13 protein-coding genes and 1 tRNA gene are annotated in these 14,283 nt (G+C 61.8%); 6 read left to right on the top strand and 8 right to left on the bottom strand.

Annotated elements, in window-relative coordinates; translation table 11 throughout:
• Positions 1-20: 20 nt before the first annotated feature.
• Positions 21-1,916 carry a phosphodiesterase DibA gene (dibA, locus tag P3R38_RS01175; RefSeq protein ID WP_041925579.1) on the bottom strand — a complete coding sequence of 632 codons (1,896 nt, stop codon included), beginning with the start codon at positions 1,914-1,916 and terminating at the stop codon, positions 21-23.
• Positions 1,917-2,059: 143 nt separating this feature from the next.
• Between dibA and desA the strand changes: the two genes are divergently transcribed.
• A complete protein-coding gene (gene desA / locus P3R38_RS01170) occupies positions 2,060-3,244 on the top strand; it encodes a delta-9 fatty acid desaturase DesA (RefSeq protein WP_277686753.1) in 1,185 nt (394 codons plus the stop codon).
• A 141-nt stretch (positions 3,245-3,385) separates the two neighbouring features.
• A complete protein-coding gene (locus tag P3R38_RS01165) occupies positions 3,386-4,363 on the top strand; it encodes a sensor domain-containing diguanylate cyclase (RefSeq protein ID WP_027907887.1) in 978 nt (325 codons plus the stop codon).
• 45 nt (positions 4,364-4,408) lie between these two features.
• On the opposite strand, the gene P3R38_RS01160 is transcribed toward P3R38_RS01165, so the two are convergent.
• The 3 genes from P3R38_RS01160 to gabD form a co-directional block, all read right to left on the bottom strand.
• A complete protein-coding gene (locus P3R38_RS01160; RefSeq protein ID WP_023378143.1) occupies positions 4,409-5,710 on the bottom strand; it encodes a response regulator in 1,302 nt (433 codons plus the stop codon).
• A 137-nt stretch (positions 5,711-5,847) separates the two neighbouring features.
• The gene (gabT, locus tag P3R38_RS01155; protein ID WP_023378142.1) at positions 5,848-7,125 is read right to left on the bottom strand and encodes a 4-aminobutyrate--2-oxoglutarate transaminase; all 1,278 of its coding nucleotides are present in this window, start codon (positions 7,123-7,125) and stop codon (positions 5,848-5,850) included.
• Between the two features lie 177 nt (positions 7,126-7,302).
• Positions 7,303-8,745, bottom strand: coding sequence for an NADP-dependent succinate-semialdehyde dehydrogenase (gene gabD, locus P3R38_RS01150; protein ID WP_023378141.1), 1,443 nt, complete (start codon positions 8,743-8,745; stop codon positions 7,303-7,305).
• A gap of 275 nt (positions 8,746-9,020) precedes the next feature.
• On the opposite strand from gabD, the gene P3R38_RS01145 reads away from it, so the two are divergent.
• Both P3R38_RS01145 and P3R38_RS01140 read left to right on the top strand, forming a co-directional pair.
• Positions 9,021-9,097, top strand: a tRNA-Arg gene (locus P3R38_RS01145).
• A 207-nt stretch (positions 9,098-9,304) separates the two neighbouring features.
• A complete protein-coding gene (locus P3R38_RS01140) occupies positions 9,305-9,742 on the top strand; it encodes a CBS domain-containing protein (RefSeq protein WP_023378140.1) in 438 nt (145 codons plus the stop codon).
• 12 nt (positions 9,743-9,754) lie between these two features.
• On the opposite strand, the gene P3R38_RS01135 is transcribed toward P3R38_RS01140, so the two are convergent.
• From P3R38_RS01135 to P3R38_RS01125, 3 genes are all read right to left on the bottom strand, one after another.
• A complete protein-coding gene (locus tag P3R38_RS01135) occupies positions 9,755-10,393 on the bottom strand; it encodes a hypothetical protein (RefSeq protein WP_023378139.1) in 639 nt (212 codons plus the stop codon).
• Between the two features lie 70 nt (positions 10,394-10,463).
• Complete coding sequence (locus P3R38_RS01130; protein WP_277686752.1) at positions 10,464-10,706, bottom strand: DUF2789 domain-containing protein; 243 nt, start codon at positions 10,704-10,706, stop codon at positions 10,464-10,466.
• Positions 10,707-10,768: 62 nt separating this feature from the next.
• Positions 10,769-11,227, bottom strand: a complete 459-nt coding sequence (locus P3R38_RS01125; RefSeq protein WP_023378137.1) for a YbaK/EbsC family protein — start codon at positions 11,225-11,227, stop codon at positions 10,769-10,771.
• 173 nt (positions 11,228-11,400) lie between these two features.
• Between P3R38_RS01125 and P3R38_RS01120 the strand changes: the two genes are divergently transcribed.
• Positions 11,401-12,750, top strand: a complete 1,350-nt coding sequence (locus P3R38_RS01120) for a nodulation protein NfeD (RefSeq protein WP_027907886.1) — start codon at positions 11,401-11,403, stop codon at positions 12,748-12,750.
• A gap of 2 nt (positions 12,751-12,752) precedes the next feature.
• A complete protein-coding gene (locus P3R38_RS01115) occupies positions 12,753-13,505 on the top strand; it encodes a slipin family protein (protein WP_023378135.1) in 753 nt (250 codons plus the stop codon).
• Between the two features lie 58 nt (positions 13,506-13,563).
• Here the strand turns inward: P3R38_RS01115 and P3R38_RS01110 are convergent, their stop codons facing one another.
• Positions 13,564-14,196: a LysE family transporter gene (locus P3R38_RS01110; protein ID WP_023378134.1), complete on the bottom strand. Its 633-nt coding sequence runs from the start codon at positions 14,194-14,196 to the stop codon at positions 13,564-13,566.
• Positions 14,197-14,283: the final 87 nt, after the last annotated feature.

Here is a 14,283-nt window from a genome sequence, read left to right as displayed (position 1 = left end):
CTGGCTTGCCAGCAAAGGGATCAACCCCAGTGCAGATCCCGCGCGGGCACTGGGCGTCCGAACCAGTACCCCTGCCCCAGCTGACACTGCTGTTCGAGCAGGAACCGCGCCTGCTCGGGCTGCTCGATGCCCTCGGCATGCACTTGCATGCCCATGCTGCGGGCCAGGGCGATGATCACCCGGACAATGGCGATGTCATCGTCATCGAGCGGCAGGCCGGCGACGAAGCCTTGGTCGATCTTCAGCTTCTGTACCGGCAGGCGCTTGAGCCGCAGCAGCGATGAGTAACCCGTGCCGAAGTCGTCGATGGCCAGGTTCAGACCGAGCTCACGCAAGCGGTGCAGTTGCTCCAAGGCGACCTCCGGGTCCTCCATCACCGCGCTTTCGGTCACCTCCAGCTCCAGCAAAGCCGGGTTCAGCCCGGTTTCGTGCAGCACCTCGGCCACCTGCCGATACAGGTCGTTCTGGCTGAACAGGCGGCTGGAAATGTTCACCGCGACGAACGCCAACTGCCGCCCTTCGACCTGCCACTGCACCATCTGCCGGCAGGCCTGGTGCAACACCCAGGCATCGATTTCGGCGATCAGCCCCGTGCGCTCGGCAATCGGGATGAACTCGCCTGGCGGTACCAGGCCACGCTGAGGGTGCTGCCAGCGGACCAGTGCCTCGACCCCGACCATTTTCGATGTGAACAGGTCATGCACTGGCTGGAAAAAGACCCGCAGCTCTTGCTCTTCAAGGGCCCGCCGCAACTCGCCGGCGGTTTCCACCCGATGCTGGGCGTGAGCGGTCAACTCTTCGGTATAGAACGCATAGCAGGCCCTGCCGTTGCTCTTGGCCTTGAACAGCGCGGAGTCGGCATTGCGCAACAGCTGCTCTGCGCTCAGCGCATCGTTGGGGAACAGGCTGATACCGACGCTGGCGCTGATGAACAGGCGATGGCCGTCGAAGGTGAACGGTTCGCGCATCCGTTCGATGATGCGCTGAGCCAACTTGCCGGCCTGGCCGACCTGCTGACAGTTTTCGTACAACACGCCGAACTCGTCGCCACCCAGGCGCGCCAGGGTCACGCCATTGCCCAACACTTCGACCAGGCGCTCGCCGACCAGCTTGAGCAACTGATCGCCAATGGTGTGGCCCAGGCCGTCGTTGATGCTCTGGAAGTGGTCCAGGTCCAGCAGCAGCAACGCACAACCGCGCTTGTTGGCCTGGGCGGCACCCAGGGTCTGGGCGGCACGGTCGTTGAACAGCAAACGATTAGGCAGACCGGTGAGCGGATCATGGTGAGCCACGTAGGCAAGCTCCTGCTCGGAATGCTTGATCGCACTGATATCGCTGAACACGGCAACATAATGAGTCAGGTCACCACCATCGTCGCGAATAGCGCAGATCGTCTGCCATTGCGGGTAGATCTCGCCACTTTTTCGCCGGTTCCAGATTTCTCCGCTCCACTCGCCCTTCTGTGCCAAAGTGGCGTATATCTGCTGGTAGAACGGCGCGCCGTGGCGTCCGGACTTGAACTTGCTGGGCCGCTGGCCGAGCACTTCGTCCTGCTGATAGCCGGTAATGCGCATGAACGCACGATTGACGTGCACGATCAGGCCCTGACGATCGGTGACCAACACACCTTCGAGGGTGCTGTCGAACACCGCGGCCGCCATGCGCAAGCGCTCACGGTCCTCGCTGCGCAGGCGGGCGCCCATCCCGATGAAATTGAGCAGGCGGGCGCGGGAGACGAAAATCAGCGCAGCGCTGACCAGCACCCAGAGCACGACGTTGATCTGCCGCCCCACGGTCAACGCCAGCGGGTCTTCAGACATACTGTGCAACACCACCTCGGACATCACCAGCCAGAGGATCGAGAGCACCACGTAGAGCGCAGCCATGCGCAAGGCGTCGCGAACAGAAACAGACATGTCGGGTGCAAAGCCCATGAAAAAGGATGGGGCATTATAAAGGCTGAAACATGTCGTGACTTCCTATCTGAAAGGGTGACTGGTTTTATTTCCCTACCAAGGGATAATCAGGCCCTTCCCTGTTTTCGAGGGTTTCCAAACCTATGTGGTACAACGGCCTGCTCGACTTGTCGGCCTGGCAACTGGTCGCCATCACCTTGCTGATGACCCATGTGACCATCGTCAGCGTCACCGTCTACCTGCACCGCTACTCCGCCCACCGCGCCCTGGAGCTCAACGGTGCGCTCAAGCATTTTTTCCGCTTCTGGCTGTGGCTGACCACGGCGCAGAATACCCGCGAATGGACCGCCGTCCACCGCAAGCACCACGCCAAGTGCGAAACCCCTGAAGACCCGCACAGCCCGGTCTACAAGGGCCTGGGCACCGTGCTGCGCAAAGGTGCGGAGCTCTACCGGGAAGGGGCGCGCAACCCCGAGACCCTGCGCATCTACGGCAAGAACTGCCCGGATGACTGGATCGAGCGCAACCTCTATTCACGCTACAAGCTGGGCGGCATCGCGCTGATGGCCGTCATCGACCTGCTGCTGTTCGGCACCCTCGGCATCACCGTCTGGGCAGTTCAGATGATGTGGATTCCATTCTGGGCCGCAGGCGTGGTGAACGGCCTGGGCCATGCCGTCGGCTACCGCAACTTCGAATGCCGCGACGCCGCCACCAACCTGATGCCATGGGGCATCGTCATTGGCGGGGAAGAACTGCACAACAATCACCATACCTACCCTAACTCGGCCAAGCTTTCGGTCAGGCGCTGGGAATTCGACATGGGCTGGGCCTGGATCCGCCTGTTCTGCCTGCTGCGCCTGGCCAAGGTACAGCGGGTCGCGCCTATCGCCCACCGGGTCGAGGGTAAGGCCAGCCTGGACATGGATACCGCCATGGCCATCCTCAACAACCGCTTCCAGATCATGGCTCAGTACCGCAAGCTGGTGATCGGCCCGCTGGTCAAGCAAGAGCTGGCCAAGGTGGACGCCTCGGTGCGCCACCACTTCCGCCGCGCCAAACGCCTGCTGTCGCGGGAAACCAGCTTGCTGGAAGATCGCCACCACGCGCGCATCGAGTCCATGCTCGCCCATAGCCAGGCCTTGAAGACCATCTACGAGAAGCGCCTGGCCCTGCAGCAGATCTGGGCCCGGACCAGCGCCAACGGCCATGACATGCTTGCCGCCATCAAGGACTGGGTGCATGAGGCCGAGGCCAGTGGTATCCACGCGCTGCACGACTTCGCAGCGCAGCTCAAGACCTACTCCCTGCGCCCTACCGGCGCCTGATAACCGTTGATCGGCACGCCCCATCCAGCGGGGCGTTTGCCTGGAACTTCCCGCCAGCACTTAAACTCAAACCGGCACATCGCCCGCGTGGCAGGCCGGTCTGTGGCCGCACGCTTTCATGTCGAGAACTGCTTCGTGCACATGGCCAAGCCCAACCATTCATCCCAACCACCGGAAGCCGCCCAGACCCTGCTGGCTCTGCTGCATGCGCAAGGTGAAGTCGCCCGCCTCAGCGAGCGTGAGCAGCTCTTCAGCTCGCTGCTCGACAGCGTCAACGCAGTGCTGTGGGCTTTCGACTGGGAAGCCCGTCAAGTGTTGTACGTCAGCCCAGCCTACGAACGCATCTTCGGCCGACCGGCCAGCCTGGTGCTGGCCGACTACAACGAGTGGCGCGACAGCATCTACCCGGATGACCTGGAGCACGCCGAACGCAGTCTGGCCCAGGTGCTGCTCAAAGGCTCGATGGAAGACCGCGAGTATCGGATCATCAATGCCGACGGCCAAGTACGCTGGCTTAGCGACAAGTGCTACATCAATCAGCAGCGTGATGGCGAGCAACGCGTGATCATCGTCGGCATCGCCGAGGACATCACCGAAAAGAAGCAATTGGAAGGCGAACTGCAGCGCCTGGCCACCACTGATGTGCTGACCCAGAGCAGCAATCGCCGGCATTTCTTCGACTGTGCCAACCAGGCCTTCGCCAGTGCCCGCGAGGCTGGCACACCACTGGCCTTCCTGCTGCTGGACATCGACGACTTCAAACAGATCAACGACAGCTACGGCCACCAGGAAGGCGACCAAGTCCTGCAGCGCATCGCCGATAGCGGCAAAGCCGTTCTACGGCGCGGCGACGTATTCGGGCGTATTGGCGGCGAGGAGTTCGCCGCGGTGTTTCCAGGCTGCACGGCGCAGATGGCGGAGCAGATCGCCGAGCGCCTGCAGCGAGAGATTCAGCGATTGAGCTTCACCCATGGCGATCACACCTATGGCGTGACCATCAGCCAGGGATTGACCGGGCTGACCGATGAAGATGCATCGCTGGACAGCGTATTCGCCCGGGCGGATGCGGCCATGTACCAGGCCAAGCGGCAAGGCAAGAACCAGATAGTGATGGGATGAACCGGCAAGCCACCAGCGCCTAGCCCGTACTGCGACTCCGGTTTGTCAGGCCGGAGACTCTCCCTCGTTGGATGAGGGCTCCTCTTCATCAGCAGTTGCTACAGCCACCTCAACCGTCACGTCCTCCTTCGGCTTCACCTCGGCACTGTCCAACTTGCGCAGCCGGTTCAACTCGGGCAAGCCGACCTTGAGCAGGCGGGCGGTCTTGCTGCTGGCCAGCTTTTCCAGCCCTTGGTCCCCAGGCAACCGCGCCAATTGCCCAGCCAGGTTCATGGCCAGGATCTCCCGCGAGTACACCCCCCCACCCAGTTGGTAGATGGCTGCAATCAGCTCGCGCAGACTCAGCGGCAAGCGCCAACGGGTGCGCAACGCCGAGCCGAACGCCGCACCGAACTCATCAAGCGACTGCTGCACCTGATGTTCGTCCAGTGCGCCTCCCCCCAGTCGCCACTCCTGCAGGCAGCGCAATACAGCCAGGTCGCCCAGGCAATGCAGCAAGCCTGCGCAATAACAGCGCTCTTCATCGAGCTCGAGCATGCGCGCCAAGCTGCGGGCATACTCAGCGCTGTGCAGCGACAGCTTCCAGAAGTGCGTGGCCTGGCTCGCCAGCAACGGGTCGCTCAGGCGCGCGCTGCGCTTGAGCGTCATACCCAGTATCAGGTTCATGCTCTGCGTGCTGCCCAGCTTGTTCAACGCCTGCAACAGGGTTTGCACCGGGGCATCGCGGTGCAGGGCGGCGCTGTTGGCAGCGGCGATCAGCACCGCGGTAATTTGCGGATCGTCACGCACTTCGGCTTCGAGCACCTTCAGGTCCAACCCCTGTGGATTCAGCGCTCGCTTGATCGCAAGCTCCACGTCAGCGAACAGGGGGCCGCCATCAGCGGTGGCACGGCGCTGCTCCAGGAAGGCACTCAGCGTGATACCCGGCTGCAAGGGTTGAACCGGGCAAGCGATCTGTTCGCCAACTTCCAACAGCAACGCTTCCAGGCGCTTGCGCAGGCTATCGAGGTTCAGTGGTTTGCTCAGATAGGCCGTGGGGTGCAATGGCAAGGCCTCGCGCACACTGGCGCTGTCGCTGCGGTTGCTCATGAGAATGAACGGCAACTCCGGGCCTTTGGCGCGGACCTTGCGCAGCAGGTCAAGACCATCGACACCTGCCAGCTCACGGGCCGCAATGATCAGGTCGGGCTTGCTGGACAGTGCAGTCAGCGCCTGGGCGCCATCGGCGCACACTTGCAGACGAGCATCGCAGCGGACACTGAGCAGCATTTCGCTGAGCATATCGCGCACCCAGGGGTCGCCCTCGGCAATCAATACGCAAGGTGGGGTGGGGTCTGCAGCGTTCATGGCCAACTCCTGAATATCCCTGACACGCAATCCGTTGCAGCTTCCAAGGCAAGTCCTCCGACAAACATAGCGCCACCGGCGTTTTCTTGGCACAAAAAAAACCCGCCGAAGCGGGTTTTTTTCTGACGCAGGTCACATCAAGCGAGTTCAGCGAAGCACTCTTCGATGATTGCCAGGCCTTTGTCCAGCAGCGCGTCTTCGGCGGTCAGCGGAACCAGGATACGCAGAACGTTGCCGTAGGTACCGCAGGACAGCAGGATCAGCCCCTTGTCGCGCGCCTTGGCAACCACCTGGGCTACCGCGGTTGGGTTCGGGGTGTGAGTGCCCTTCTCGAAGACTTCGACAGCAATCATCGAGCCCAGGCCACGAACATCACCGATGATCGGGTGCTTTTCCTGAATCTTGCGCAGGCCAGCGGTCAGGCGCTCGCCAACAGCCTTGCTACGGTCCAGCAGCTTCTCTTCCTCGAACACCTGAATAACGGCCAGGGCCGCGGCGCAGGCGATCGGCGAACCGGCATAGGTGCCGCCCAGGCCGCCCGGGGCGATGGCGTCCATGTACTCGGCCTTGCCGCAGACACCGGCCAGTGGGAAGCCGCCGGCGATGGATTTGGCGAAGGTGGTCAGGTCAGGCGCAACGCCCATCTGTTCCATGGCGAAGAAGGTACCGGTACGGCCAGCGCCAGTCTGTACTTCGTCGGCGATCAGCAGGATACCGTGCTTGTCGCACAGCTCGCGCAGACGCTTCATCAGCTCTTTCGGCGCTGGCAGGAAGCCGCCTTCACCTTGTACTGGCTCGAGGATGATCGCGGCGATGTCGCGCGGCTCGGCGTCGTTCTTGAAGATACGCTCGACCGAAGCAATGGCGTCGTCAACGCTGATACCGTGCAGCTCGCTCGGGAACAGGGCGCGGAAGATGCCACCTGGCATCAGGCCCATGCCAGCGGAGTACGGCACGACTTTACCGGTCAGGCCCAGGGTCATCATGGTGCGGCCATGGTAGCCGCCGGTGAAGGCGATGACGCCAGCACGGCCAGTGGCGGCGCGGGCGATCTTGACGGCGTTCTCGACAGCTTCGGAACCGGTGGACACCAGCAGGGTTTTCTTGGCGAAGTCACCTGGAACCAGCTTGTTGATCTTTTCGCACAGCTCTACATAGGGCTCGTACGCCAGGACCTGGAAGCAGGTGTGGCTGACCTTGGTCAGCTGCTCTTGCACGGCCGCGACCACTTTCGGGTGCAGGTGGCCGGTGTTCAGTACGGCGATGCCGCCAGCGAAGTCGATCAGTTCGCGGCCTTCAACGTCGATCACGGTCGAGTTCTTCGCGCTTTCGACGAAGATCGGGTGGATCTGGCCAACGCCACGTGGGACGGCGGCTACACGACGTTGCATCAAGGATTCGTTGGTCTTGCTCATAATGCCCTCATTCGCGCCGACTCTGACGGCGCTCTTATTCGGGGGTGGCTGGCGCTGCCCGCGATCAGTATTCGTTGATCGACTGTCGCGAACGGCCTGGCCACCAGGTACTGCAGTGTCAAAAAGACCAGCGAGGCGTCGCTCTCGCGCCCCGCTGGCAGAGGTAAAGCCTTTACATCAAATGCTGATGCACAGGTATTTGATTTCGAGGTAGTCCTCGATACCGTACTTGGAACCTTCGCGACCCAGGCCGGAAGCCTTGATGCCGCCGAACGGCGCCACTTCGTTGGAGATCAGGCCGGTGTTGATACCCACCATGCCGTATTCCAGGGCCTCGGCAACACGGAACACGCGGCTCATGTCACGGGCGTAGAAGTACGAAGCCAGACCGAACTCGGTGTCGTTGGACATGGCGATGACTTCGGCTTCGTCTTTGAAGCGGAACAGCGGCGCCAGCGGGCCGAAGGTTTCTTCCTTGGCGACGGCAGCGGTCTTCGGTACGTCGACCAGGATGGTCGGTTCGAAGAAGTTGCCTTCGATGATCTTGCCGCCCGCCAACACCTTGGCACCTTTGCCAACGGCGTCTTCGATGTGCTCCTGGACCTTGGCGACAGCCTTGCCATCGATCAGCGGGCCAGTGGTGGTGCCTTCTTCCAGGCCATTACCGATCTTGAGCTTGGCGACAGCGGCAGCCAGCTTCTGGGCGAACGCGTCGTAGACACCGTCCTGCACGTAGATACGGTTGGCGCAGACGCAGGTCTGCCCGTTGTTGCGGTACTTGGAGATGATCGCGCCCTCGACCGCCTTGTCCAGGTCGGCATCGTCGAACACGATGAACGGGGCGTTGCCACCCAGCTCCAGGGAAACCTTCTTGATGTCCTTGGCGCATTCTTCCATCAGCTGGCGACCGATTTCGGTCGAGCCGGTGAAGGACAGCTTGCGTACCAGGGAGTTGCCGGTCAGCTCGCCGCCGACTTCGCCAGCGCTGCCGGTCACGACGCTCAGCACGCCAGCCGGGATGCCGGCACGGTTGGCCAGCTCGACCAGGGCCAGGGCGGAGTACGGGGTTTGCGAAGCAGGCTTGAGCACCATGGTGCAGCCAGCGGCCAGGGCCGGGCCGGCTTTACGGGTGATCATCGCGGCCGGGAAGTTCCACGGGGTAATCGCGGCAGTGACACCGATCGGCTGCTTGATGACGATCAGACGCTTGTCCGGCTGGTGGCCCGGAATGGTGTCGCCGTACACGCGCTTGGCTTCTTCGGCGAACCACTCGATGAACGAGGCGGCGTAGGCGATTTCGCCCTTGGCTTCGGCCAGTGGCTTGCCTTGTTCGGTGGTCATCAGGCGAGCCAGGTCGTCCTGGTTCTCGATCATCAGTTCGAACCAGCGGCGCAGCTTGGCCGAGCGCTCTTTGGCGGTCAGTGCACGCCAGGCCGGCAGGGCCTTGTCGGCGGCTTCGATGGCGCGGCGAGTTTCCGCGGTGCCCATCTTCGGCACGGTACCGATGACTTCACCAGTGGCCGGATTGGTCACCTTGATGGTCTGGCCGCTGTCCGCGTCCAGCCATTCACCATTGATGAAGGCCTGTTGGCGGAACAACTGAGCGTCTTTGAGCTGCATGTCGGCTTCCCGAATTGTTGATTGTTGAAAAGCGCGCCCGTGGCACGGAGCGTTTGAAATCTCAAACGAATGCTAAGCGGGTGCTGGGGTGTTGGACAATAGGCTGTTCGAAAAAAAGAACGAACGGTTGAACACCCCGTCTGGAATTTCACGGTGCAACCTCCGCCAAGCCGGCCCCTGCAGGTACAGCGTGGTGCCGGACGACTGGGGGAAAAATGGCCACAGATCAAGGCGATGGACGTCATCGACACAGATGGGTATTATGCGTGCGCGTTGCACTCGTAGCTCAGCTGGATAGAGTACTGCCCTCCGAAGGCAGGGGTCGTGGGTTCGAATCCCGCCGAGTGCGCCATATCAAAAGCCCTGGGATCACTCCCGGGGCTTTTTCGTTCTGGCCGCCTGACAGGCCACTCGCGAATGAGCCCGGCCGAAAACAGGCGCGCCGCGTCATGACGTTTTTCAATCGCCTCCATGCCGTTTCCTGCATTACCGTGCAAGCCTTCGTACCGGATGCTTTATTTACTCGGACAGATCGCTTTTTCCACCCGCAGAGGCCTGTATGAAGAACGTCGAACAAATCCTCAAGACCAAGTCCCAGCATCAGACCGTCTACACCATCGGCCCTGACGACTCGGTGCTCGACGCCCTGAAGTTGCTGGCAGAAAAGAATGTCGGCGCTCTGCCCGTGGTGGAGAACGACAAAGTGGTGGGGATCGTCAGCGAGCGTGACTATGCCCGCAAGCTGGTGCTCAAGGGCCGCTCTTCGGCTGCCACGCCGGTGCGCGACATCATGAGCGCGCCGGTGGTCACGGTGGAGCCCAAGCAGAACCTCGAGTACTGCATGAACCTGATGACCGACCGGCACCTGCGGCACTTGCCCGTGGTCAGCAATGACGAACTGCTGGGCTTGTTGTCGATCGGTGACCTGGTCAAGGAAACCATCGCCGAACAGGCCAACCTGATCAAGCAGCTGGAGCAATACATCCGCGGCGAATGATCGCCTTGGTATTCAATGGTAAGCGCGCTCCAGTTCGTCCAGCTGATGGTCGAAACTGCGCAGGCGCGCCGACCAGGTGTACACCAGCACTTCAAGATCCCGATTCAGCACTGCCGTGTTGCCATGGCCCGTGCTAGACGGCTCGCACAGATCCAGCTGATAACGCTCGCGGGCCATGGCCGTCGCCACGCTGGACAGGTCACGGGCGTTGGCAAGCCAGCGGTGATGATGGTCGTGCACTTCGCGGTCGAGCGCCCGGCATTGGCGCTTGAGCGCATCCAGGCTCTGCTCCAGTGGCGTCCCCTTGAGTTCGCCCATGACCTCTTCGAAGGTACGCCCGGAGTGCCAGTAGCTACCCCAGAAATAGCGGTCGAACACAGTCTCGACACGGCGCAGCGCAACCTTGGTGTTCCAGATGGTCAACAACGTTCGCCCCTGAACCACCTCGCGCTTGTTCAGGTGCAACTGCTGCCAGGCGATCCAGGCCAGTCCCATCAGGGCAACCGCCGCGGTCACCGCCGCGGCGGCATAGAGGAACTGCACCGCCTGGTTCATCTGCTGGGTATGGCGGATGCCGTAGAAATAACCGGCCGTCAGTGTGCCCAGGATCGTCACGGAGCACCAGAAGCCTGGCGCGTAGGGATCTTTCATTGCGCTATCCCCTCTTGTTTTTCCTGAGCATAGCAACGGCCAAATCACTCATCAGGTGCCGCTCGGCGCTTTATTTACGAGGGCGACGTAAGGCCTCGTTCAACTGGTCGAAAGGGACCGCCCAATCGGCATCTTCGATGATGCTCTCCTGCAGGAAAGCCCGCTGGGCGTCGGTCCAGAACGGTGCATCCACCAGTTTTATCTCATTCTTCAAGGGCGAATGGCTGGCGATGAACTGGTCGATGCTCACGGCATCGTCCGGCAGACCCAGTTGCTTGAACAATTCCGCGAATGGATGGATCGGTGCTTCCATGATTCCTCCTCATGCGCCGGGCAGACCGTCCACGACGCCGGCCCGGCATTGGTTTGAGAACATCAGCACAGCTCGCGCACTTCGGCGCTCGGCACGAGCTTGAGGTATTGCTCCATGCTCATGTGGATCAGGTGATCGTGATCGCCTGCTTCGAGGTAGACATCGCCTTGACGGGTGATGTTGGGGTCCAAGAGCATTTTTATAGCGTAGGCATCGCCCACCGCAGGCACGGCGCCTCGCTCGCAATCGACGAAGAGGCTCGGTAGCCCGCTCTCGCGGGTAAGTTGCCAGTCACCGGACATGCGTACCTTGCTCATGTCCAAATGGCGGTTGGCCGGTAGCACCGCCATGATGTAGTTGCCATGACGGTCATCAAGCATCACCGACTTGGCAACCCGTTCCGCGGGTACACCGGCCGTGCGTGCCGATTCCAGGCTCGTGGCGGAGTGTGGATGGGGAATGATGTCGTAATCGCAGTTGGCCTGGTCCAGGCGCTGCTGCAGGGTCTTGGCCATACGCATGATGCACCTCCGGTTCGCCCCCCAAGTCTCTGTCAGGAGCGGCCTTACGTCGCGACGAGCTGAAGATCAGCTTCGAAATACCTTGGTGACGCGGCCCCTAATCTCCAAGTTTAGGCCTTACCCCAACAGGCACGACTAAACTTCATTTACAGAGGTGGACGAGGTGACGACAGGTGATCAGGTGCTGCGTGCGCTGGCTATGTCTGTTACTGATGCTCGGCACCTTCCAGAGCGGCCTTGCCGCGCCCGCTCCAGTCTGGCTGCTGAGCATCGACGATGCCATCGGCCCGGCCAGCGCCGATTACCTGATTCGCAGCCTTGAACAAGCCCATGAGCAAGGCGCGCAGTTGGTGGTCATCCGCATGGATACCCCTGGCGGCCTGGACAGCGCGATGCGCCAGATGATCAAGGCTATTCTCGCGAGCCCTGTCCCTGTGGCCAGTTACGTGGCCCCCAGCGGCGCCCGCGCCGCCAGTGCTGGTACCTACATCCTGTATGCCAGCCATGTGGCAGCCATGGCCCCGGGAACCAACCTTGGCGCCGCAACGCCGGTGCAAATCGGCGCGCCGCCAGGTACGCCCAAGGATGACAAGGCCAAACCCAGTGGTGACGAAGACGCCCTTGCACGCAAGCAGGTCAATGACGCCGCGGCCTACATTCGAGGCCTGGCGCAATTGCGTGGACGCAATGCGACCTGGGCGGAGCAGGCCGTGCGCGAGGCCGTCAGCTTGTCGGCCAGTGAAGCGCTGCGTCTGAAGGTGGTCGACCTGGTCGCCAGTGACCTGCCCGATCTGCTGCGTCAGCTCGATGGCAAGACACTTACGGCTGCTGACCAGCCACGCCCGTTGCAAACCGATGGAGCTCGCGTTGTCGAGCACTTGCCGGACTGGCGCACCCGGCTGCTCGCGGTCATCACCAACCCGAGCGTAGCGCTCATTCTGATCATGATCGGTGTGTACGGCTTGCTGTTCGAGTTCATGAACCCCGGCTCGGGGGTAGGCGGAGTGGTGGGAGGGATATGTCTGCTACTGGCGCTGTATGCCCTGCAGCTGCTACCGGTGAGCTATGCGGGGGTGGCGCTGATCCTGCTCGGCCTTGCGTTCATGATCGCCGAAGCGTTCCTACCCAGTTTCGGCGTGGTCGGTTTTGGCGGCATCGTCGCCTTTGTCGTCGGCGCTGTGATCCTGATGGATACCGACGCCCCTGGCTTCGGCATACCGTTGGCGTTGATCGTCACGCTCGCAGTGGCTTCGGCACTGCTGCTCGGCGGCGTGGTGGGCATGGCCCTCAGGGCGCGACGACGGGCGCTGGTCAGCGGTGATGCCGGCCTGGTCGGCAGCCTGGTGAAGGTTACCCAAGTGATGGCGGACAACCCGTTCTGCGGCTCGGTACAGGCCCAGGGCGAACAATGGCAAGTCCAGTGCAAGACACCGCTGCAAGTCGGCCAGTCCGTCCGGGTGATGGCCCGTCACGGTGTCATGCTGGATGTGAGCGCTGCAGCACCCGGGGCGCAAGGGGAATGATGATGTTCATGCAATTGGGCTTCGGTGCCCTGCTGATGTTGCTGGCGGTTTTGCTGCTCTCGGCGTTTCGCATCCTGCGCGAGTATGAGCGTGGTGTGGTGTTCCAGCTGGGGCGCTTCTGGCAGGTCAAAGGGCCTGGACTGATCCTGTTGATTCCAGTGATACAACAGATGGTCAGGGTCGACTTGCGCACGGTGGTACTCGACGTTCCACCGCAAGACGTGATCACCCGCGACAACGTCTCGGTCAAGGTAAACGCCGTGCTGTACTTCCGCGTACTGGACCCGCAAAAGGCGATCATCCAGGTGGAGGATTTCCTCGTCGCCACCAGCCAGCTGGCCCAGACCACCCTGCGCGCTGTGCTCGGTAAACATGAGCTTGATGAGTTGCTGGCCGAGCGCGAGCAACTCAACTCGGACATTCGCCAAGTGCTGGACGCGCAAACCGATGCCTGGGGCATCAAGGTAGCCAACGTCGAGATCAAGCATGTCGACCTGAACGAGTCGATGGTCCGGGCCATTGCCCGCCAGGCCGAGGCCGAGCGTGAGCGGCGGGCCAAGGTGATCCATGCCGAAGGGGAGTTGCAGGCTTCGGAAAAACTGATGCAGGCCGCGCAGATGCTCAGCAAGGAGCCAGGGGCCATGCAACTGCGCTACATGCAGACCCTGGGGACGATTGCTGGAGACAAGAGCTCGACCATCGTCTTCCCCTTGCCGCTGGACCTGCTCAAGGGGTTGATGGACCGGCAGAAATAGACACGGTCGAGTCGCGGGTCGGTGCAAGGAGATGGGCTGCACGGCAGCCCACGCTCAATCAGAGCGGCGCACGACGCAAGGTGGCCAGGAAAGTCGCCGCGCCGATGAACAACCCGGCAAAGGTGCGGTTCAGGCGCTTCTGTTGCTTAGGCGTACGCAGCAGGCGCAACACCCGCGAAGCCAATCCGGTGTATCCGGCCATCACCAGCATGTCGACGGTGACCATCGTTATGGTGATCGCCACATACTGCGGCAGCAGCGGCGCGTGCGGATTGATGAACTGCGGCAGTACCGCCAGCATGAACACCAGTGCCTTGGGGTTGCTGACGTTCACCAGAAAACCACGGAACACCAGGCTCAGCGGCTTACCGATGGGGCGCACTCCCGACTCGTCGGACATGTCCATCGGCAACGCCTGCCATTGCCGATAGGCCAGGTAGACAAGGTAGAACACGCCAAACCACTTGATGACCTGGAAGGCGGTGGCAGAGGCTGCAAGGATGGCGCCGACACCGGCGGCAATGATGGCGATCTGCATGATCAGGCCCAGTTGCAGGCCCAGGGCATTCCAGTAACCGCGCCAGAAACCGTACTGCAGCCCACTGGACATGGAGGCGATCGCCCCCGCACCCGGCGACAGGCTGATGACCCAGCACGCGGCAAAGAAGCCCAACCACACTTCCATCGACATCACACACCTCGCTCGAACATTTGTTGCAAAACATTAAGCTAAGGTGTTGGCGAAAAAATAACCAGTGCTTTCTGAAGGATTTGTATC

The organism is Pseudomonas sp. NyZ480 (assembly GCF_029537255.1).
Lineage (GTDB): Bacteria > Pseudomonadota > Gammaproteobacteria > Pseudomonadales > Pseudomonadaceae > Aquipseudomonas > Aquipseudomonas taiwanensis.
Note: the sequence above shows the minus strand (reverse complement) of the source record. Positions and strands in the feature narration are given on the sequence as shown.

What these genes read in the sequence shown, in the direction of transcription:
- dibA (WP_041925579.1), bottom strand. Translation starts at nt 1,916, where the DNA reads ATGTCTGTTTCTGTTCGCGACGCCTTGCGCATGGCTGCGCTCTACGTG.
- desA (WP_277686753.1), top strand. Translation starts at nt 2,060, where the DNA reads ATGTGGTACAACGGCCTGCTCGACTTGTCGGCCTGGCAACTGGTCGCC.
- P3R38_RS01165 (WP_027907887.1), top strand. Translation starts at nt 3,386, where the DNA reads ATGGCCAAGCCCAACCATTCATCCCAACCACCGGAAGCCGCCCAGACC.
- P3R38_RS01160 (WP_023378143.1), bottom strand. Translation starts at nt 5,710, where the DNA reads ATGAACGCTGCAGACCCCACCCCACCTTGCGTATTGATTGCCGAGGGC.
- gabT (WP_023378142.1), bottom strand. Translation starts at nt 7,125, where the DNA reads ATGAGCAAGACCAACGAATCCTTGATGCAACGTCGTGTAGCCGCCGTC.
- gabD (WP_023378141.1), bottom strand. Translation starts at nt 8,745, where the DNA reads ATGCAGCTCAAAGACGCTCAGTTGTTCCGCCAACAGGCCTTCATCAAT.
- P3R38_RS01140 (WP_023378140.1), top strand. Translation starts at nt 9,305, where the DNA reads ATGAAGAACGTCGAACAAATCCTCAAGACCAAGTCCCAGCATCAGACC.
- P3R38_RS01135 (WP_023378139.1), bottom strand. Translation starts at nt 10,393, where the DNA reads ATGAAAGATCCCTACGCGCCAGGCTTCTGGTGCTCCGTGACGATCCTG.
- P3R38_RS01130 (WP_277686752.1), bottom strand. Translation starts at nt 10,706, where the DNA reads ATGGAAGCACCGATCCATCCATTCGCGGAATTGTTCAAGCAACTGGGT.
- P3R38_RS01125 (WP_023378137.1), bottom strand. Translation starts at nt 11,227, where the DNA reads ATGCGTATGGCCAAGACCCTGCAGCAGCGCCTGGACCAGGCCAACTGC.
- P3R38_RS01115 (WP_023378135.1), top strand. Translation starts at nt 12,753, where the DNA reads ATGTTCATGCAATTGGGCTTCGGTGCCCTGCTGATGTTGCTGGCGGTT.
- P3R38_RS01110 (WP_023378134.1), bottom strand. Translation starts at nt 14,196, where the DNA reads ATGTCGATGGAAGTGTGGTTGGGCTTCTTTGCCGCGTGCTGGGTCATC.